At 73.9% G+C, this 19360-nt stretch carries 15 protein-coding genes and 1 pseudogene; 10 read left to right on the top strand and 6 right to left on the bottom strand.

The genetic code is table 11. From position 1 onward, the window contains the following. From ACYC1Z_RS07595 to ACYC1Z_RS07605, 3 genes and pseudogenes are all read left to right on the top strand, one after another. Window positions 1-191, top strand: a pseudogene (locus tag ACYC1Z_RS07595) (DUF4350 domain-containing protein); the annotation flags it as partial. Beyond that, the gene (locus tag ACYC1Z_RS07600; protein ID WP_461408921.1) at window positions 188-1264 is read left to right on the top strand and encodes an AAA family ATPase; all 1077 of its coding nucleotides are present in this window, start codon (window positions 188-190) and stop codon (window positions 1262-1264) included. The pseudogene ACYC1Z_RS07595 and the gene ACYC1Z_RS07600, both read left to right, overlap by 4 nt. Continuing rightward, on the top strand, window positions 1264-2553 hold the full coding sequence (locus ACYC1Z_RS07605; RefSeq protein ID WP_461408922.1) for a DUF58 domain-containing protein: 1290 nt from the start codon (window positions 1264-1266) through the stop codon (window positions 2551-2553). Before ACYC1Z_RS07600 ends, ACYC1Z_RS07605 begins: the two co-directional genes overlap by 1 nt. Before the next feature lie 328 nt (window positions 2554-2881). Here ACYC1Z_RS07605 and ACYC1Z_RS07610 read toward each other — a convergent pair whose 3' ends face one another. Together ACYC1Z_RS07610 and ACYC1Z_RS07615 are read right to left on the bottom strand one after the other, a co-directional pair. After that, on the bottom strand, window positions 2882-3679 hold the full coding sequence (locus ACYC1Z_RS07610; protein ID WP_461408923.1) for a sulfite exporter TauE/SafE family protein: 798 nt from the start codon (window positions 3677-3679) through the stop codon (window positions 2882-2884). 286 nt (window positions 3680-3965) lie between these two features. Next, window positions 3966-4961, bottom strand: a complete 996-nt coding sequence (locus tag ACYC1Z_RS07615) for a stage II sporulation protein M (RefSeq protein ID WP_461408924.1) — start codon at window positions 4959-4961, stop codon at window positions 3966-3968. Between the two features lie 18 nt (window positions 4962-4979). Between ACYC1Z_RS07615 and ACYC1Z_RS07620 the strand changes: the two genes are divergently transcribed. From ACYC1Z_RS07620 to ACYC1Z_RS07640, 5 genes are all read left to right on the top strand, one after another. Continuing rightward, window positions 4980-5837 (top strand): RDD family protein, encoded by an 858-nt coding sequence (locus tag ACYC1Z_RS07620; RefSeq protein ID WP_461408925.1) that lies wholly within the window; start codon window positions 4980-4982, stop codon window positions 5835-5837. Between the two features lie 50 nt (window positions 5838-5887). Beyond that, window positions 5888-6700 (top strand): TetR family transcriptional regulator, encoded by an 813-nt coding sequence (locus ACYC1Z_RS07625; protein WP_461408926.1) that lies wholly within the window; start codon window positions 5888-5890, stop codon window positions 6698-6700. Next, window positions 6667-7587, top strand: coding sequence for an ABC transporter ATP-binding protein (locus tag ACYC1Z_RS07630; RefSeq protein WP_461408927.1), 921 nt, complete (start codon window positions 6667-6669; stop codon window positions 7585-7587). The genes ACYC1Z_RS07625 and ACYC1Z_RS07630 overlap by 34 nt, the downstream gene beginning before the upstream one ends. Continuing rightward, on the top strand, window positions 7584-9230 hold the full coding sequence (locus tag ACYC1Z_RS07635) for an ABC transporter permease (protein ID WP_461408928.1): 1647 nt from the start codon (window positions 7584-7586) through the stop codon (window positions 9228-9230). The genes ACYC1Z_RS07630 and ACYC1Z_RS07635 overlap by 4 nt, the downstream gene beginning before the upstream one ends. A 104-nt stretch (window positions 9231-9334) precedes the next feature. After that, a complete protein-coding gene (locus ACYC1Z_RS07640; RefSeq protein WP_461408929.1) occupies window positions 9335-10174 on the top strand; it encodes a ChbG/HpnK family deacetylase in 840 nt (279 codons plus the stop codon). A 1-nt stretch (window position 10175) separates the two neighbouring features. On the opposite strand, the gene ACYC1Z_RS07645 is transcribed toward ACYC1Z_RS07640, so the two are convergent. The 3 genes from ACYC1Z_RS07645 to aceA form a co-directional block, all read right to left on the bottom strand. Next, window positions 10176-11141 (bottom strand): EamA family transporter, encoded by a 966-nt coding sequence (locus tag ACYC1Z_RS07645; RefSeq protein WP_461408930.1) that lies wholly within the window; start codon window positions 11139-11141, stop codon window positions 10176-10178. Between the two features lie 288 nt (window positions 11142-11429). Next, the gene (aceB, locus tag ACYC1Z_RS07650; protein WP_461408931.1) at window positions 11430-13058 is read right to left on the bottom strand and encodes a malate synthase A; all 1629 of its coding nucleotides are present in this window, start codon (window positions 13056-13058) and stop codon (window positions 11430-11432) included. 25 nt (window positions 13059-13083) lie between these two features. Beyond that, window positions 13084-14418, bottom strand: a complete 1335-nt coding sequence (aceA, locus tag ACYC1Z_RS07655; protein WP_461408932.1) for an isocitrate lyase — start codon at window positions 14416-14418, stop codon at window positions 13084-13086. Between the two features lie 132 nt (window positions 14419-14550). On the opposite strand from aceA, the gene ACYC1Z_RS07660 reads away from it, so the two are divergent. Together ACYC1Z_RS07660 and ACYC1Z_RS07665 are read left to right on the top strand one after the other, a co-directional pair. Further along, window positions 14551-16002 (top strand): helix-turn-helix domain-containing protein, encoded by a 1452-nt coding sequence (locus ACYC1Z_RS07660; RefSeq protein ID WP_461408933.1) that lies wholly within the window; start codon window positions 14551-14553, stop codon window positions 16000-16002. 780 nt (window positions 16003-16782) lie between these two features. Next, window positions 16783-17817 carry an isopenicillin N synthase family dioxygenase gene (locus ACYC1Z_RS07665; RefSeq protein WP_461408934.1) on the top strand — a complete coding sequence of 345 codons (1035 nt, stop codon included), beginning with the start codon at window positions 16783-16785 and terminating at the stop codon, window positions 17815-17817. A 207-nt stretch (window positions 17818-18024) separates the two neighbouring features. On the opposite strand, the gene ACYC1Z_RS07670 is transcribed toward ACYC1Z_RS07665, so the two are convergent. Then, window positions 18025-19360: multicopper oxidase domain-containing protein (locus tag ACYC1Z_RS07670; protein ID WP_461408935.1), on the bottom strand; the 1336-nt coding region annotated here is incomplete at its 5' end.

Here is a 19360-nt window from a genome sequence, read left to right on the forward strand (position 1 = left end):
TGGCCCATCAGGTCGGGCTGCCCCGGTCCGCCGGACCGGGGCAGCTGGTCGACGCCGTCGCCGCCGCCACCGGCCGCCCCCCCGCCCACGTGCACGACCTGCTGTACGGCCCCGACCCCACCGACGACGGCGGCCTGCTCGCCGTGTCCATCGCCCTCGACACCCTGGAAAGCGAGGTTCACCGATCGTGAGCCAGACCCCCGACCGGTCCACGGAGCCCGTCCCCGCACCCGACCCCGCCGCGCCACCGGCGGTCGGCACCCCGGCACCCGCCGCGCCGCCGGCGGTCGGCACCCCGGCGCCCGCGGCCCCCGCCTCGGCGGCCCGGGAACGGCTCCACGCCCTGCGCGAGGAGATCGCCAAGGCCGTCGTCGGCCAGGACGGCGCCGTGACGGGGCTGGTGATCGCGCTGATCACCGGCGGGCACGTGCTGCTTGAGGGCGTGCCCGGCGTCGCCAAGACACTGCTCGTCCGCACGCTCGCCGCGAGCCTCGACCTGGACACCAAACGCGTGCAATTCACCCCGGACCTCATGCCCGGGGACGTCACCGGCTCACTCGTGTACGACGCCCGCACCGCCGAGTTCTCCTTCCGGGAGGGGCCGGTGTTCACGAACCTGCTGCTCGCGGACGAGATCAACCGCACGCCCCCCAAGACCCAGGCGTCGCTGCTCGAGGCGATGGAGGAGCGGCAGGTCTCGGTCGACGGGACGCCCCGGCCGCTGCCCGACCCGTTCATGGTGGTCGCCACCCAGAACCCCGTCGAGTACGAGGGCACGTACCCCCTCCCCGAGGCCCAGCTCGACCGCTTCCAGCTCAAGCTGCTGCTGCCGCTGCCCGAGCGGGACGCCGAGATCGCGATCGTGCACCGCCACGCGCACGGCTTCGACCCGCGTGATCTCGCCGTCGCGGGCGTCCGCCCCGTCGCCGGGGCCGCCGACATCGCGTCCGCCCGCGCCGAGATCGCCCGCGTCGAGGTCGGTGCCGAGGTGCTCGGCTACGTCGTCGACCTCGTGCGGGCCACGCGGACGTCACCGTCGCTCTCCCTCGGCGTCTCCCCCCGCGGCGCGACCGCGCTGCTCGCCACGGCGCGGGCGTGGGCGTGGCTCTCCGGGCGGTCCTACGTCACGCCCGACGACGTCAAGGCGCTGGCCCTGCCGACGCTGCGGCACCGGCTGCAGCTGCGGGCCGAGGCAGAGCTCGAGGGCGTCACCGCCGAGACGGTGCTGGTCGGGGTGCTCGCGTCGGTGCCGGTGCCACGCTGATGGTCCCCACGGTCCGGGCGGCGGCGGTGACCGCCGTCGGGGTGGTACCGGTACTGCTCTGGCCGCAGTTGCTCACGGCCGCGCTGTGGGTGGGGCTGGTGGTGCTCGCGACAGTGGTCGACGCCGGTCTCGCCGCCGCGCCGAGGCGGGTCACGGTGGTGCGGGACGTGCCCGCCTCGGTGCGCCTGGGCGAGGCGGTGACGGTCGCGCTCACCGTGCACAACGGCGGGACGCGACCGCTGCGCGGCGTGGTGCGGGACGCGTGGCCACCGTCCACGGGCGGCGGCGCTCGCCACCGGGTGCTGGTGCCGGCGGGCGAGCGGCGCCGGGCCCGCACGGTCCTGGTGCCGACCCGGCGCGGTGACCGCCCGGCAGACCTGGTGACGATCCGGTCCGGCGGGCCGCTGGGCCTGGGGGCGCGGCAGGCCTCGCAGTCGGTGCCGGCCGTGGTGCGGGTGCTGCCGGCGTTCACCTCCCGGCGTCACCTCCCCTCGCGGCTGGCCCGCCTGCGCGAGCTGGACGGGCGCACCGCCGTCAACGTCCGAGGCCAGGGCACGGAGTTCGACTCGCTGCGCGAGTACGTCATCGGCGACGACGTCCGCGCGATCGACTGGCGGGCGACGGCACGCGGCGGCGACGTCGTCGTGCGCACCTGGCGGCCCGAACGGGACCGGCGGGTGCTGCTGGTGGTGGACGTGGCGCGGCTGTCGGCGGCGCGGCTGGGCGAGGCGCCGCGGCTGGACGCGCAGATCGAGGCGGCGCTGCTGCTCGCGGCGCTGGCCTCGCGGGCCGGGGACCGGGTGGACCTGGTGGCCGTGGACACGCAGGTGCGGGCGCGGGTGGCCGGCGAGCACGGGCCGCGGCTGGTGAACGCGTTCGCCTCGGCACTGGCCACGCTCGACCCCTCCCTGGTGGAGCTGAGCTGGCCGACGGTCGCGCAGGTGGTGCGGGACTCGCTGTCCCAGCGTTCGCTCGTGGTGCTGCTCTCGGCACTCGAGCCCTCGGCCGTCACGGCCGGGTTGCTGCCGGTGGCACAGACCCTCACGAAGGATCATGCGGTGGTGCTGGCGTCGGCGTCCGATCCAGAGGTCGCGGCGATGCGGCGCACGCGCACGGATTCGGAGTCGGTGTTCGACGCCGCGGCGGCCGAGCGCGTCGAGCTGGAGCGCTCCGCGGTGGCAGCGCGGCTGCGCCGCCGGGGCGTGGAGGTCGTGGAGGCGGGGCCGGACGAGCTCGCCCCGGCGCTGGCGGACACCTACCTCGCCCTCAAGTCCGCCGGCCGCCTCTAAAGCCCCCGCTCCCCTCCCGCCCGCACCCTTCCCGCACCCCTTCCCGCCCCGCCCCCTGCCTAGCCCGCACCCCTTCCCCGCCCCCTTCCCCGCCCCCTTCTTCCCGCCGAACAGGCCCTAAAAGACCGATTTTGGCAAATTTTGGCACTTTAGGACCTGTTCGGCGGCTGGTGGGGGCGCGTGGCGGCCGGGTGGCGGCAGGTGGGGGCAGCTCCGGGCGGGGGCCGGGTGGCGGCAGGTGGGGGCGGCCGGGTAGCGCCGGGCGGGGACTGGGTGGAGGTGCTGGGGTGGGACGGGCCGTCGGCGTGGGGTGTCGAGGGGTGCGGTGCTAGCGCAGGAGGTCCGGGACCGCCTGGGCCGCCGTCGCCACGGCGACCACGACGAGCAGGACGGCGAACGCGGCGGTGAGCCGGGCGGCCGAGGCACGGCCGGAGAGTCGGGCGCCGACCAGGCCGCCGACCATCGACGCCACGGCGAACGTGGCGACCACGGGCCAGTCCACGTCGCCGAGGCTGGCGAGCCGTCCGGCCAGCCCGGTGAGCGAGTTCAGCACGATCACCAGGAGCGAGGTGCCTACCGCGTGCCTCATGGGCAGCCGGAGCGCGAGGACGAGCGCCGGGACGACGGCGAACCCGCCGCCGACGCCGAAGAACCCGGTGAGCAGCCCGGTCACCGTCGCCAGGCCCACGACGAGCAGGGCGGTGGTCGCGCGCGAGCGGCGGGGCTCGTCATCGGCGCGTGTCGGCTGCACTGCCGCCGGGCGGCGCAGCACCTTGCGGAGCATGAGCGCCGCCGCCACCGCGAGAAGCCCGGCGAACGCCGTCATCAGCACGGCCGGGTCGAGCGCGGCGGAGAGCCGGGAGCCGAGGAAGGCCCACCCGGCACCCACCAGCCCGAACACCGCCCCCACGGCCCAGCGCACGTTCCCGCCACGGGCATGGCCGCCGAGCGCCACGAGCGACGTGGCGCCGACGATGACGAGGGACGCCGTCGCCGCATCGTACGGGGCGGCACCGAGCAGATAGACGAGGATCGGGACGGTCAGGATGCCCCCGCCCCCGCCGAGGGTCCCCACGACCATGCCGACCGCGAGCCCGATCGCCGCGGGCAGCAGGATCTCGATCATGCCGGGTGGCCGGTCACGGCGCGCTCACGACGCCGGGAGCACGGTCGCGCCGGCGACCACGCCCGCGCCGGGAGCACGGCCCGCCGGGAGCCACGCCCGACCAGGAGCCACGCCCGCGCCGGCGGCAACCTCCGCACCGGAGCCCGACCAGGAGCCACGCCCGCGCCGGCGGCAACCTCCGCGCCGGGAGCACGACCCGTCGGGAGCCACACCCGCGCCGGGAGCACGACCAGTCGGAGGTAACGCCCGACCGGCAGCCACGCCCGCCCCGGAAACCACGATCCGTTCACCCGGCCTGCGCGAGCGTGTGCCCGGCCAGCTCTGCGGCGAGGTCGCCCGTCTCGCCGTCCGCCACCGCGCGGCGCCCCAGCACGAGCGTGTACCCCCAGTAGCCGGCGAGCACCGCCGCGCCGATCGCGATCTTCGCCCACGTCGGCAGGCCCGACGGCGTCACGAACCCCTCGACCAGCCCGGCGACGGCGAGCACGAGCACCAGCCCGAGGGCGACGGTGATGAGCGCGCGTCCTTCCTGCGCGAGCGCCCGCGACCGGGTGCGCCGCCCCGGTGCCACGGCCGTCCAGAACAGCTTCAGCCCGGTGCCGCCGGCGATGAAGATCGCCGTCAGCTCCATCAGCCCGTGCGGCAGGATCAGACCGAAGAACACCTCGAGGTCGCCGTAGACGGCCATGATCGCGCCCGCCTGCCCGACCCCGAGCGCGTTGGCGCCGAGCACGTACACCGGGAAGACGCCCGTGATGCCCAGGCCGATGGACTGCGCCGCGATCCAGGCGTTGTTCGTCCAGACCTGCGCGGCGAAGTCCGGCGCCGGGAAGTCGGAGTAGTAGGCGGCGAACGCCTCGTCGGCGTACTCCTGCAGGTCCGCCGCCGAACCCGCCGCCGCCAGCGCGGCCGGGGTATCGACGAGGTAGGCCCCCGTGACGACGGCGAGCGCGACCCACGCCAGCATCACCCAGAGCGTCCACCACCGCACCCGGTAGAAGGCTGCGGGCAGCGTCACCGCGAAGAACCGGGCGACGTCGGACACCCGCAGCTCGTGCGCCCCGGCCACCCGCCCGCGGGCCTGGCCGAGCAGGGCGGAGAGCCGCCCCACCAGGTGCGGCTCCGGGGCGGAGGTGCGCACGGCGGAGAGGTGCCCGGCGGTGGTCTGGTAGAGGCGGACCAGCTCGTCGGCCTCCGGTCCGCTGAGGCGGCGCTGCTTGCTCAGCCACTCCAGGCGTTCCCACTCGGGCTCGTGCACCGCGGCGAAGGCATCGGTGTCCACGGCCGTTACCCTGCCACAGTGAGCAGCGACCGTCGGTCCGGGCCCGAGGCCGCACTGGCCCGCGCTCGGCTGCAGGACGACCTGATCATCACCGGCGAGGCCGTGGCGCTGGAGATCCGGCCCGCGTCGGTGGGGGTGCGGATCCTGGGCGCCGCCGTCGACGCGTTGGCCTCTCTCGCCGTGGCGATCGGCCTGGTGCTGCTGGCCGGGCAGGTGCTCTCCTCGCTCAACCAGGCACAGCTCGGCGTCGCCCAGGTGAGCCTGCTCGCGGGCGTCATGGTGATCGTGCCGACCTCGGTCGAGACGCTCACCCGGGGGCGGTCCCTGGGCAAGCTCGCCACCGGCATCCGGATCGTGCGCGACGACGGCGGCCCGGTGCGGCTGCGGCACGCGCTCGTGCGCGCACTCACCGGCATCGGTGAGCTGTGGCTCACCGGTGGCGCGGTCGCGATCGTCTCGGCGGCGGTGAACCGGCGCGGCAAGCGCCTGGGCGACCTGCTGGCAGGGACCTACGCGGTGCGCGTGCGCGCCGGCGCCCGCCGGCAGCCGCCGCTCGTGATGCCGCCCGAGCTGGCCGGCTGGGCGGCGGGGGCGGACGTCCGGGCCCTGCCGGACGGCCTGGGCCTGACGGTGCGCGCCTACCTCGGCCGCGGCTCGATGACGCCGCAGCGGCGCGCGGAGCTCGGTGCCGTGCTGGCGGCCCAGGTGGAGCCGCTCGTCTCCCCGCCGCCCCCGTGGGGCACGCCGCCGGACCGGTTCCTGACGGCGGTGCTCGTCTCACGGCGCGAGCGCGAGTACGCGGTGGGCCTGCGCGCCCGCGAGCTCGAGCAGCACGAGGCCGAGCGGGTCGCCGCGCTCCCGCACGGCATCGGCTGACACCGACGCGGCCCTTGCCATGAACTGAACACGTCGCTAGCGTTCTGAACGTGCGTTCAACGTCCGAGGATCTCACCGCCCGCGCCCGTATCCGGGATGCCGCCATCCGCCGGTTCGCCACCGACGGGATGGACGCCCCGCTGCGCACCATCGCCGCCGATGCGGGGGTCAGCGCGGGCCTGATCCTGCACCACTTCTCCTCCCGCGCCGGGCTCCGGCAGGCGTGTGACCGGTACGTCCTGGACCAGGTCCGCGAGCACAAGTCGGCGGTCCTCGGACCGGATCAGGGCACCGCCCGCTTCCTCGCGCAGATGGCCGCCGTCGAGAGCTACGCGCCGCTCCTCGGCTACGTGATGCGGTGCATGCAGGCCGGCGGCGAGCTCGCGACGGACTTCGTCGACCACCTCGTCGCCGACGCCGTCGAGTACCTGTCCGACGGCGTCGCCGCCGGCACCATCCGGCCGAGCCGGTTCCCCGAGGCACGCGCGCGGCTGCTGACCGAGCAGGCCGTCGGCGCACTGCTGCTCCAGCTCCCCGCCCGTCAGGAGCGCCTCGACCTCGAGGCCCTCCCCCGCTGGGTGCGGGAGTACGTCGACCGGATCGCCGGCCCGATGCTCGAGCTGATGACCGAGCCGGCGCTGACCGACTCGACCCTCCTGGACACCTACCTCGCCGCCGCCGGGGGCAGCACGCCCGGCGGCGAGAGCGCACCCGGCAGCGAGAGTACCGCCGCCAGCAAGACCACACCCGACGGCGCGAGCACCGCCGACGGCGCGAGCGCGCACACCCCCGACCCCACCCGTACCCACGCCCGACCCCAAGGAGACCCATGGGCAACCTCGCGATCGACGCCCACCGGCTGACCAAGTCCTTTGGCCCCACCCGCGCGCTGGACGGCTTCAGCCTCGCCGTCCCGCCCGGCCAGATCGCCGGCTTCCTGGGACCCAACGGGTCGGGCAAGTCCACCACGATCCGGGTGCTGCTCGGCATGCTGCGGGCGGACTCGGGCGCCGTCACGGTGCTGGGCCGGGACCCGTGGGCGGACGCCGTCGAGATCCACCGCCGCACCGCCTACGTCGCCGGCGACACCAACCTGTGGCCCAACCTCAGCGGTGGCGAGACCATCGACCTGCTCACCCGGCTGCACGGCGGCGCGGAGCGGTCCCGGCGCCGCGCCGAGCTGCTGGAGCGCTTCGAGCTGGACCCGACGAAGAAGGTCCGCACGTACTCCAAGGGCAACCGGCAGAAGGTCGCCCTGGTGGCGGCGCTGACGTCCGACGCCGAGCTGTACCTCCTCGACGAGCCCACCTCCGGGCTGGACCCGCTCATGGAGGCGGTGTTCACCGAGGAGGTGCGCAAGCTGCGCGCCGCCGGCGCCACCGTGCTGCTCTCCAGCCACATCCTCGCGGAGGTGGAGAAGCTCTGCGACACCGTCACCATCATCCGGGCCGGTCGGGACGTCGAGAGCGGCACCATGGCACAGCTGCGGCACCTGACCCGCTCCAGCGTCACCGCGACGACGACGGCGGACCCGGCCACGTTGCGAGCCGCCCCGGGCGTGCACGACCTCACGCTCGACGACGGCTTCCTGACGTTCGACGTCGACAACGCCGAGGTCAACAACGTCCTGCGGCTGCTCGCGACGGCGGGCGTGGAGAACCTCACGATCGCACCGCCGTCGCTGGAGGAGCTCTTCCTGCGGCACTACGGCGACGACGTCGCGGCGGCCGAGGAGGTGCCGGCCCGATGACCACGACCACCGCCGTCGAGGTGGGGCCCCGGGTGGCCGCGGCGACGGCGCAGCCGTGGGCCGGCAGCCGTCACCTGCTCCGGCTCTACCTGCGCCTGGACCGGGTGCGCATCCCGGTGTGGGCGGTGTCCATCACGCTCACCGTCGCGGTGACGGTGCCGGCGCTGGAGGCGGCCTACCCCGGCGCCGCTGCCCGGCAGGCCCGCGCCGCGCTCATGAGCAACCCCTCGGCCGTGCTGATGAGCGGCCCGGCGTTCGGCCTGGACGACTACACGCTCGGCGCGATGACCGCCAACGAGCTCAGCCTCACCGTGATGGTCGCCGTGGCGATCATGTCGATCCTCCTCGCGGTTCGGCACACCCGCGCCGACGAGGAGGCCGGGCGTACCGAGGTGCTCCGGGCGCTGCCCGTGGGCCGGTTCGCACCGGCCACCGCGGCGGTGCTCACGGTCGCGGTGGCGAACCTCGCCGTCGGCGCCGGTGCGCTGGCCGCCCTCGTGGGGACCGGGCTGGAGGTGGCCTCCTCCGTCGCGTTCGCGCTCGGCATCGCGCTGACCGGCATGGTCTTCGGGGCCGTCGCCGCGGTGACGACGCAGCTGAGCGAACACGCGCGCGCCGCCTCCGGCATGGCGATGGCCGTGCTCGCGGTCGCGTTCCTGACGCGCGGCATCGGCGACATCATCAACAGCACGGGCTCGTGGCTGTCCTGGTTCTCCCCGATCGCGTGGGCCCAGCAGACCCGGCTGTACGTGGACCTGCGCTGGTGGCCGCTCGCCCTCTCGGTCGTCGTCGTGCTCGTGCTGCTGGCCGCGGCGATCACGCTCGCCCAGCGGCGTGACCTCGGCGCGGGGCTGCGCGCGGGCAGGGCCGGGCCCGCCGGCGCGGCACCCGCGCTGCTCTCCGCGCGTGGGGTGGCGCGGCGGCTCCTGCACGGCTCGTTCCTGGCCTGGCTCGTCGGTCTCTTCCTGTTCGGTATCGCCTTCGGCGCGCTCGCCAGATCCTTCGAGGACGCCATGAACACCCTTCCCGCCCTCGCGGAGTGGATCGGCGGCGGGGGTGCGGATCTCACGGACACCTTCGCCGGGGTGATGGTCGCCTACCTGGCTCTGGGGGCCGTCGCGTTCACCGTCACGTCGGTCCTACGGCTGCGCGCCGAGGAGGAGGCCGGGCACACCGAACTGATGCTCGAGTCCGGCTCCTCGCGTGCCGGGTGGCTCGGCGGCTGGCTCGCCGTCGTCACCGTCCAGTCGGTGCTCCTGCTCGCTCTCTCGGGGCTCGGCACCGGGATCGGCATCGCCGTCGCGGTCGGGGACGGCGCGGCGGTGGGCCGCCTGACGGTAGCCGGGCTCGCCTACGTGCCGGCCGTGCTGGCCCTCATGGCGGCCACCGTGGCGCTCGTCGGTGCGCTCCCCCGCGCCGCCGGGCTGGTCTGGGTGCTGGTCACCTACGTCATCGTCGTGGCGTTCTTCGGCGCGCTGCTGAAGATGCCCGAGTGGGCGATGGACATCTCCCCCGTGGGGTGGACGCCGCTCGTCCCGGCCGAGGACGTCGCCGCGCTGCCGCTGGTGGTGCTGAGCGCCGTGGCCGTGGCGCTGACCGCGATCGGGTTCCGGGGCTTCGGGCGGCGCGACCTGCTGGCCTGACCGCCACCGGGGCCGATGGTGTGCGTTGTGATCGTCACCACAGACGGACGACGCCGCGCCGGCGTATCCTTCATCGACACTTGTCGACAGGAGTACTCACGCCCATGACACGCCAGCTCGTGGTGACCGCAGACGACCTCGGCATCGACGCACCCACCAACCATGCGATCGTGGACCTGCTCACCGAGGGGCTCCTCACCTCCACCACGCTCATGGCGGTCGCCCCGGCCGCGGCCGACGCCGTCGCTCGCGTCCGCGCCGCCCGGGTCGCCGTCCCGCGGCTGCACGTCACCCTGACCAGCCCCCGTGAGCTCGCCCCGTGGCGCCCGCTCGCCTCCGACGTCCGCTCGCTGACCGATCTGCGGGGCGTGTTCCATGCAGACCCGAGCCGCTTCGAGGGCGGAGCGTCCGATGAGCACGTCGCGGCCGAGATGTCGGCCCAGCTGGGGTGGATGCATGCCCTGGGCCTGCGACCGGTTGCCGCCGACTCCCACTCCGGGAGTCTGTACGGCTTCCGCGGCCGGTCCTTCCTCGGCACCGCGATGGACTTCTCCGCAGCCCATGGGCTCGGCTTCCGCCTCCCGCGCCGTTTCAACCGGATCCTGACGGCGCTGCTGCCGCGCACCCTCCGGCACCGGCACGCCGAGGCCGTCGAGCGCGCCGACGCCGGCGGGGTGCGCCTGCCCGAGACGGTGATCGGCCCCTGGCTCCCTGGCAGGCTCGTCCTCAGTTACGCGCAGCTGCGCGCCAACCTGCTCGCCCAGCTCGGCGGCCTGCCCGAGGGGGTGTCGGAGCTGGTGCTGCACCCCGCGCCCACGACAGCCACCCGGCTCATGCCGCGGGCGGAGGGTCGCAAGCGCCGGTGGGAGCTGCGGGTGCTGCGCGACCCGGCGTTCCAGCGCGTCCTGAGCCGCGAGCGGATCGAGCTCGTCCCGGCCTGGTGAACTACGCGGCGGCGTCCAGGCGCTCCCAGCGGCGCGCCTCGACCAACTCGTCGTAGCGCACCACCATCAGCCCGCCGACGATCAGGGCACCACCGAGGAGCTGGATCGGCATCGGCATCTCGCCCAGGGCCAGCCAGGCGAAGAGCACTGCGAACATCACCTCGGTGAGGCCCACGAACGAGGCCAGCCGCGCCCCCAGGAGCCGGGTGCCGGCGATCCCGGTCGAGTACGCGGTGGCAGTCGAGACGAGCGCCACCCCGAGGATCGGCACCACCCAGCTCATCTCGGCGCCGGCGATCCGCACGTCGGCGGCGCTGAAGGTCATCGGCAGGAGCCCTGACACGCCGGTGAGCCCGAGCGCGACGGTGGCGACCACCATGGCCGCAGCGGCCATGACCAGCGGCGGGAGCCCCGTGGCCGCCCGGGCGGAGAGGACGAAGTAGACGGCGAGCCCGACGGCGGCGCCCAGCCCCCACAGCACCCCGGCCAGATCGAGCCGGAACCCTCCGGTGACGTCCAGGACGAGGAACAGCCCGGCGACCGCGGCGACGACGCCGGCCACCGTCGAACGCCGCGGCCGGTGCCCGTGCCGGACCCAGAGCCACCCGACGACGAGGACGAACCCGAGGTACTCCAGCAGGAGCGCGACGCCGACGGACAACGTCTGGACGGCGCTGTAGTAGAAGACCTGGCACGCGGCCATGGCGACGAGCCCGTACGCGAGGATCAGGGTCGCGTTGCGCCGGAGCAGGTGCCAACGGCCACGCAGCGCGACCAGCGCCGGCACCACGAGCACGAGGGCGGCGCCACCGACACGGGCCGTGACCGCCGCTCCCGGTGACCAGCCCGCCTCGAGGAGCGGCTTCGCGAACGCGCCCGACGTGCCGAACGTGGCGGCGGAGGCGAGGGCCAGCCAGAGCCCGGCGGCGGCACCCGCGCCGCCGGCCGGGATGGTCTGCTCACGCATGCCGACAGGCTATATCGGGGCAGGAACTGTCGACCGGGCCCCGGTCACGTCGGCACGAACGACGTGGAACAGCCCCTCACGCCAGGCGTGATGAGGGCACCCGGTGACATCACGCCAGGCGGGATGAGCTCCCCCCGGCCGGGTCGCGGGCACTCGTTCGCACCCGCACACGCACACGCCGCACGCACACGCCGCACGCGCACACGCACCCGCACCCGCACGCGCAGCGGATCGCGCCACGAGCCCAGCCCGTGACGCGATCCGCGCACCACCGTCCTCGCCCGGGTACTACGCCACCCGGCGGGCGTAGGCCGGGACGGTGAGGAACGTCGGGTACTCCTCGTCGAGGGCGACCTCGGCGAACAGCTCGGCCGCCTGGTTCACCCGGTCCGCGCGGGCGGTGTCCGCCCCGGCCTCGGCGAGCAGCGTCCTCCCTTCCTCCTCGAGGATCGACCGGACGAGCTCGCCGGTGACGGTGCGGCCGTCGTCGAGCACGACCCGGTGCTCGATCCACTGCCACACCTGCGAGCGGGAGATCTCCGCGGTGGCGGCGTCCTCCATGAGGCCGAAGATGCCGACGGCGCCGCGCCCGCCCAGCCACGCCTCGAGGTAGCGCAGCGCCACGGAGACGTTGGTGCGCAGCCCGGCCGCGGTGACGGCGCCCGGGGTGGCGGCGACGTCGAGCAGTTGGCGGGCGGTGACGTGGACGTCCTCGCGGCGCCGGTCGAGCTGGTTCGGCCGCTCGCCCAGGGCGCGGTCGAAGACCTCCCGCACCGCAGCCACCATGCCCGGGTGCGCGACCCACGAGCCGTCGAAGCCGTCGTCGGCCTCGCGCTGCTTGTCCTCGCGGAGCTTGGCGAAGACGACGGCGTCCCGCTCGGGGTCCTTCGACGGGATGAAGGCGGACATGCCGCCGATGGCGTGCGCGCCCCGCTTGTGGCAGGTCCGCACCATCAGCTCGGTGTAGGCGCGCATGAACGGCACGGTCATGGTGACGTCGGCCCGGTCGGGCAGGACGAAGTTGCGGCGCATCCGGAAGTTCTTGATGAGGGAGAAGATGTAGTCCCACCGGCCGGCGTTCAGGCCGGCGGAGTGCTCGCGCAGCTCGTAGAGGATCTCCTCCATCTCGAACGCGGCGGTGATGGTCTCGATGAGGACCGTGGCGCGGATGGTGCCGTGGTCGATGCCGACGTAGTGCTCGGCGAAGGTGAAGACGTCGTCCCACAGCCGGGCCTCGAGATGGTTCTCGAGCTTGGGCAGGTAGAAGTACGGTCCGGCGCCGCGGGCGATCAGCTCGCGGGCGTTGTGGAAGAAGTACAGGCCGAAGTCGACGAGGGAGCCGGACATCACCCCCTCCCCGATCCGCAGGTGCTTCTCGGTCAGGTGCCACCCGCGTGGGCGGACGACGATCGTGGCGACCTGGTCCCCGAGCCGGTACTCCTTGCCCTCGGGCGAGGTGTACTCGAGGGTGCGGCGGACGGCGTCGTGGAGGGTGACCTGGCCGTCGATCACGTTGGCGAAGTGGGGGGTGTTCGCGTCCTCGAGGTCGGCCAGCCAGACCCGGGCACCGGAGTTGAGGGCGTTGATGGCCATCTTCGGCTCGGTCGGGCCGGTGATCTCCACCCGCCGGTCGACGAGGCCCGGGGCGGGCGGCGCGACCCGCCAGGTCGGGTCCTCGCGCACCGACCGGGTCTCCGCCAGGAAGTCCAGCGAGGCACCGTTGGCGATCTGGCGGCGGCGCTCCTGCCGGGCGGCGAGCGCCTGGGCCCGCCGCCCGGAGAACCGCTGGTGGAGCTCGGCCAGGAACATCAGCGCCTCGGGCGTGAGGACCTGCTCGGCGCCGGGGACCGGGGCGCCGACGATCTCGACCTCACGGGCAGTGACGACGAGCGACATGGGGGGTTCGGCGATGGTCATGGTCTCTTCCTCTGCTCGCTCAGGATTAGTGGAACTGCTGCTCTTCGGTGGAGCCGCGCAGCGCCAGGGTGTCGCTGTCGGGGTTCAGCGCGGTGGAGACCAGGTCGAAGTAGCCGGTGCCGACCTCGCGCTGGTGCTTGGTGGCGGTGTAGCCGCGCGACTCCGCGGCGAACTCCTTCTCCTGCAGCTCGACGTAGGCGCTCATCCCGCGCGTCGCGTACCCCTCGGCCAGCTCGAACATGCCGTAGTTGAGCTGGTGGAAGCCGGCCAGGGTGATGAACTGGAACGCGTAGCCCAGTTCGCCGAGCTCGCGCTGGAAGGTGGCGATCTGCTCGTCCGTCAGGTGCGCCTTCCAGTTGAAGGACGGCGAGCAGTTGTAGGCGAGCATCTTGCCCGGGAAGCGCTGGTGGACCGCCTCGGCGACCTGCCGGGCCAGGCCCAGGTCCGGCGTCGAGGTCTCGACCCAGATCAGGTCCGCGTACGGGGCGTAGGCCAGGGCGCGGGCCAGGACGACGTCGGGGCCGGGGGTGGTGCGGTAGAAGCCCTCGGCGGTGCGCTCGCCGGTGGTGAACTCGCGGTCGCGCTCGTCGACGTCGGAGGTGATGAGGTTGGCCGCGAGGGAGTCGGTGCGGGCGACGACGATCGTCGGCACGTCCAGGACGTCGGCCGCGAGCCGGGCGGCGTTCAGGGTACGGATGTGCTGCGCCGTCGGAACGAGGACCTTGCCGCCCAGGTGCCCGCACTTCTTCTCCGAGGCGAGCTGGTCCTCGTAGTGGACGCCCGCGGCGCCGGCGGCGATGAGGGACTTGGCGAGCTCGAAGGCGTTGAGCGGGCCGCCGAAGCCGGCCTCGGCGTCGGCCACGATCGGGGCGAGCCAGTCGACGCCGGGGTCGGTGCCCTCGGAGTAGGTGATCTCGTCCGCGCGCAGCAGCGCGTTGTTGATGCGGCGGACCACCGTCGGCACCGAGTTGACCGGGTAGAGCGACTGGTCGGGGTAGGTGTTGCCGGAGGTGTTCCCGTCCGCGGCGACCTGCCAGCCGGAGAGGTAGATGGCCTCCAGGCCGGCCCGGACCATCTGGACGGCCTGGTTGCCGGTGATGGCGCCGAGGGCGTGGACGTAGTCGCGGGTGTGCAGCAGCTCCCACAGCCGCTCGGCGCCCCGGCGGGCGAGCGTGTGCTCCTCGCGGACCGTGCCGCGCAGCCGGACGACGTCCGCGGCGGAGTAGGTGCGCTCGACGCCGGCCCACCGCGGGTCGCTCGCCCAGGTGCGGGCGAGCTCGGCGGCCTCGGTGGCCTGCTGCTGGGCCGGGTCGGGGCGGCTGGTGAGGCGCTGCGTGGTGGACTCGAACGTCGTGGTCATGGTCTCTCCCGTGAATCGCGGGCTGATGGAGCCCTGTGAACAACTGCGCGAATACACCTTGACCCCGTGATTCATGTCACGACTAGTGCTAGATTGTGTGAACTTCGTTCATTCTTCACTCTGGGAGAAGATGTGGTCGCTGCCACCGAGGACGCCGTCGACCTGGTCACGCTCGGGGCCCGGATCCGGCACACCCGACAGGCCCGCGGGCTCACGCTCGCCCAGCTCGCGGTGCGGGTGGACCGCGCGCAGTCGCTGCTGTCCCAGATCGAGAACGGGCGCCGCGAGCCGCGCCTGGCCCTGCTCAGCGTGATCGCCCGCGAGCTGGACGTCACCGTCGCCGACCTCATGAAGGACGAGCCGCCGTCGCGCCGGGCCGCCCTGGAGATCGCCCTGACGCAGGCGCAGCAGCGTCCGGGGTACGCCGCACTGGGGCTGCCCGAGGTGCGGCCGGGCGCCAAGCTCCCGACCGAGACGCTCGAGGCGCTCGTCGGCCTGCACACCGAGCTCGACCGGCTCTCCGTCGTCCGCTCGGCCACCCCCGAGGAGGCCCGCAACGCCAACGCCGACCTGCGCGGTCGCATGCGCTCGCGGCACAACTACTTCGCGGAGATCGAGCAGCTCGCGTCCGCCATCTCCACCGCGGTCGGGCACACCGCGGGCCCGCTCACCGAGCGCGGCGTCGCGGAGGTGACGGCGCATCTGGGGTTCAGCCTCCATCGGGTGGCCGACCTGCCCCGCGCCACCCGGTCGATCACCGACCAGCTGCACCGGCGCATCTACCTGCCGGTGGTCCCTCGCGGCGACCACGACCCCCGCACGATCGTGCTGCAGACGCTCGGCCACTTCGCGCTGGGCCACTCCGACCCCACCGGCTACGCCGACTTCCTGCGCCAGCGCGTCGAGGCCAACTACTTCGCCGCCGCGCTGCTCATGCCGGAGGCGGCCACCGTGGGCCTCCTCGCCCGGGCCAAGGCGGAGCGGACGCTCGCCATCGACGACCTGCGCGACGTCTTCGGCGTCAGCTACGAGACAGCGGCGCACCGGTTCACCAACCTCGCCACCGAGCATCTGGACCTGCCCGTGCACTTCATGCGGGTGGGCGAGGACGGCATCATCTACAAGGCGTACGAGAACGACGACGTCATGTTTCCCACGGACGTCACCGGCGCCATCGAGGGGCAGGTGGTGTGCCGGTACTGGGCCTCGCGCGCCGTGTTCCACAACACCGACCGCTACGCCACCCACTTCCAGTACACCGACATGGGCCGCGGCACGTACTGGTGCACCACCCACGTCGAGCGCACGGCGGCGGGCGACTTCGCCATCGATGTCGGGGTGCCGTTCGAGCACACCCAGTGGTTCCGGGGCCGGGAGACCCGGGTGCGTGCCCACTCCTCGTGCCCGGACCCGGCATGCTGCCGCCGCCCGCCGGCCGAGCTCGCCGCGCGGTGGCGCACGCATGCCTGGCCCAGCGCCCGGGCGCACTCCCACCTGCTCGCCGCCGTCCCGCCAGGCACGTTCCCGGGTGTGGACGACACGGAGGTCTACGAGTTCCTGGACCGGCACAGCACCGCGGGGTGAGGGCGCCACCGGGTGCGGGCGCCGCGGGGTGAGGGCGCCACCGGGTGCGGGCGCCACCGGGTGCGGGCGCCACCGGGTGCGGGCGCCACCGGGTGCGGGCGCCACCGGGTGCGGGCGCTGTCGCGACCGCCGCTCCGCCAGACCTCCGTGATCCCGTGCTCCCGTGCTCCCGTGCTCCCGTGCGGTCCTACGCGGCGCCACCTGCTCAGCGCGCCGTCGCGACCGCCGCTCCGCCAGACCTCCGTGACCCCGTGCTCCCGTGCGGTCCTACGCGGCGCCACCTGCTCGGCACGCCGTCGCGGCCGCCGCTCCACCCTGCGGGTGTGGCCAGGGGCTCGGACGTCGCGCCGGCGTCTCAGCACGCGGGAAGATCCAGGTGGACCCTCGTGCCCGGCGGAGGGTCCTGCTACGTTCGGCGCCATGTACGAGGCATCCCTGCCCCAGTCACGGACCGCGGCCACGCTCGCCGTGCCGGTCCTCGACTGCGTTCGCCCGTCGCTCTGTTGTCACCGCTGACGCGCTGAACCCGCGGGCTCGGTCCCGCCTCCCGCGGCGCACGCTCCGCGCGTGCCGTTCGTGTCCTGGCCGGTTCGGTCTGGATCGCTGCCGCCCGGACCGGGCTGATGGGCCGCACGACTCGCGCCGTCCAGTCGGCCCCTGCGCCGACCAGCACCGCTGCGACCGGACCATCCGTACGGCGTCTTCAACCAGCCAGGTCGGCGATCAGTCCCCACTTCGACACCCGATCAGCAACCCACAGACATCCTTCAGGAGCCAGCCGTGACCGCCCTCGCCCCCCACGACCACCGCACCGCCACCCTCCCGATCGTCGACCTGCGCCTGGCCGACGACCCGCTCCGCGCCGCCGAGTTCCAGGACCAGCTGCGCGCCGCCACCCGCGACTTCGGGTTCTTCTACCTGGTCGGCCACGGCATCCCACGCTCGCTCAGCACCGAGCTCATGTCCGTCGCCAAGCGGTTCTTCGCCCTGCCGGAGGCGGAGAAGCTCGCGATCGAGAAGATCCACAGCCCGCACTACCGCGGCTACAGCCGAGTGGGCGACGAGTTCACCAAGGGCGCGCGGGACTGGCGCGAGCAGGTCGACATCGGCCCCGAGGGCGCCCCCCGTGCGGCCTCCGACGACGAGCCGTGGGCCGTGCTGGCGGGCCCGAACCTGTGGCCGACGGCGCTGCCGGAGTTTCGCGCGACCGTCGAGGCGTGGCTGGTGCACAACGAGCGCATCGCCCGCACGCTGCTGCGCTCATGGCTGCTGGCGCTAGGCCAGGCACCGGACCTGCTCGAGAGCGCCTTCCGCGAGCCCGACGCCCGCCTGAAGGTCGTGCGCTACCCCGAGGCCCCCGACGACACCCGCGACCAGGGCGTCGGTGAGCACAAGGACTTCGGCGCCCTCACGCTGCTGTTCGTCGAGCCTGGCAAGGGCGGCCTGCAGGTGGAGAAGGGCGGGGAATGGATCGCGGCCGAGCCCGTCGACGATGCGCTGATCATCAACATCGGCGAGCTGCTCGAGGCCGCGACGGACGGGTACCTTCGCGCCACCAACCACCGCGTGGTCTCCCGCCCCGGCGAGGGCGACCGCATCTCCGTGCCGTACTTCTTCAACCCCGACCTCGGCCGCAGCCTCGACCGTTGGGAGCTGCCGCGGGCCCTCGCCGCCGAGGCACGCGGCATCGAGATCCAGGAGCACAACCGCATCCACGACAACTATGGGCTCAACGCCCTGAAGATGTGGTTCCGCAGCCACCCCGTCGTCACCGCGCAGCACCACCACGACCTCGCCGAGCGCCTGGGGATCTGACCCCTTCCAAGCCCCCACCTCGCCGCCCCCACCCCGACCGCCCCGCACCCCACCCCCGCCGAACAGCCCCCCCCCCCCGCCGAACAGCTCCAAAAATGCCGAATTCCGCCAAAAACCGCACATTAGGACGTGTTCGGCGAAGGCGCCAAGGGCATCGGCGGGGGTGCCGGGGGTATCAGGGGTCGCCGGGGGCTGCGGCGGGGGGGGTCAGTCGGTGACCTCGAAGAACCCGCGCGCCCCGCGCTCGGCATCCACGAAGGCGTGGGTGACGAACGGATAGTTGCCCGCCTGCGGGAACGTGAGCTCGACGAATCCGCCCTGGGCTGCGACCAGCGGGAGCACCTGCGCCCCGCCGGTGGGGTCGCCGCCGACGTCGTCGGGCCCGCCGAGCTGGTAGGCGCCCTCGGTGTAGACGGTGTCGAACTGCCCGCCGACCACGTGGAACGCGCTACCCCGGCTCGGCCCGGCGTCGAGCACCCACACCCGAACCGTCTCGCCCACCTTGGCCGGGAGCCGATCGTGGTCGTACTGGTTGGCGTAGCCGTTGAAGACGACCAGGTCGGGGTCCTCCGCGGCGATCTTCGCGGCGTCGGCCGGCCCGCCCTCCTCGCCGAGGTAGACCTCGGACTGGACGAGCACGTACTCCCGGTCCACCGGCGTCAGGTTGGGCGGGTCGATGATGACGGCGCCGAACATGCCGTTGGCCAGGTGCATCGACAGCGGCACCGTGGAGCAGTGGTAGAGCCAGATGCCGCTGCGGGTGGCGGTGAAGTCGTAGGTCAGCGTCTCCCCGGGCGCGATCGTGCGCATCGGCGCGTCCGGGGCGAGCGCCCCGGCATGGAAGTCGATGGAGTGCCCGATCGTGCCGTCGTTGACGAGCGTGATCTCGAACCGGTCGCCGACCTTCCCGCGCAGTGTCGGTCCCGGCGCCGAGCCCCCGTACGTCCACCGCTCGACGGCGACGCCGGGCGCGACCTCCGCCTGGGACTCGCTGACCCGCAGGGTCACCTGATGGGTGGTGGCCGTCGGCGCCGGGGGCAGCACGGCGTCGTGGGCGGTGAAGCCCTCGCCGGGGGTGGCCTGCAGGTCGAGCAGGTCCGCGGCGGGGGTGCCGGTGCCGGCGGCGCCCGCGTCGGCGACGCCCGGACCTGCGGCGCCGTCGCCCGCCGCACCAGCGCCGGCGGCGATCGGGGCGCCGACGGCGACGATGTCCAACGTCATGCCCAGCTGCCGATGGCCGGCCACGGAGCACCAGCCCTCGAGGTCACGCCCGACGACGCCGACGTCGAGCGTGCGCGTCTCCCCCACGCTGAGCCGGCCGGTGGTCGCGCCGGTCTCGAGGACGAGGTCGTGCACGTCGGTACCGGTATTGGTCAGCTCGATGACGAGCTCGTTGCCGACCGGCACCTCGATCACGGCAGGCGTGAAGCGCATGCCCTCCACCCCCACCTGCACGGTGGTGATCTGGCCGGTCGCGACGACGCCGTCGTCGGCGGCGATGGTACCGAGCCCGGCGGCGGCCGGGGGCCCGGGCCCCCCGAGC

Source organism: Georgenia sp. (assembly GCF_054605595.1).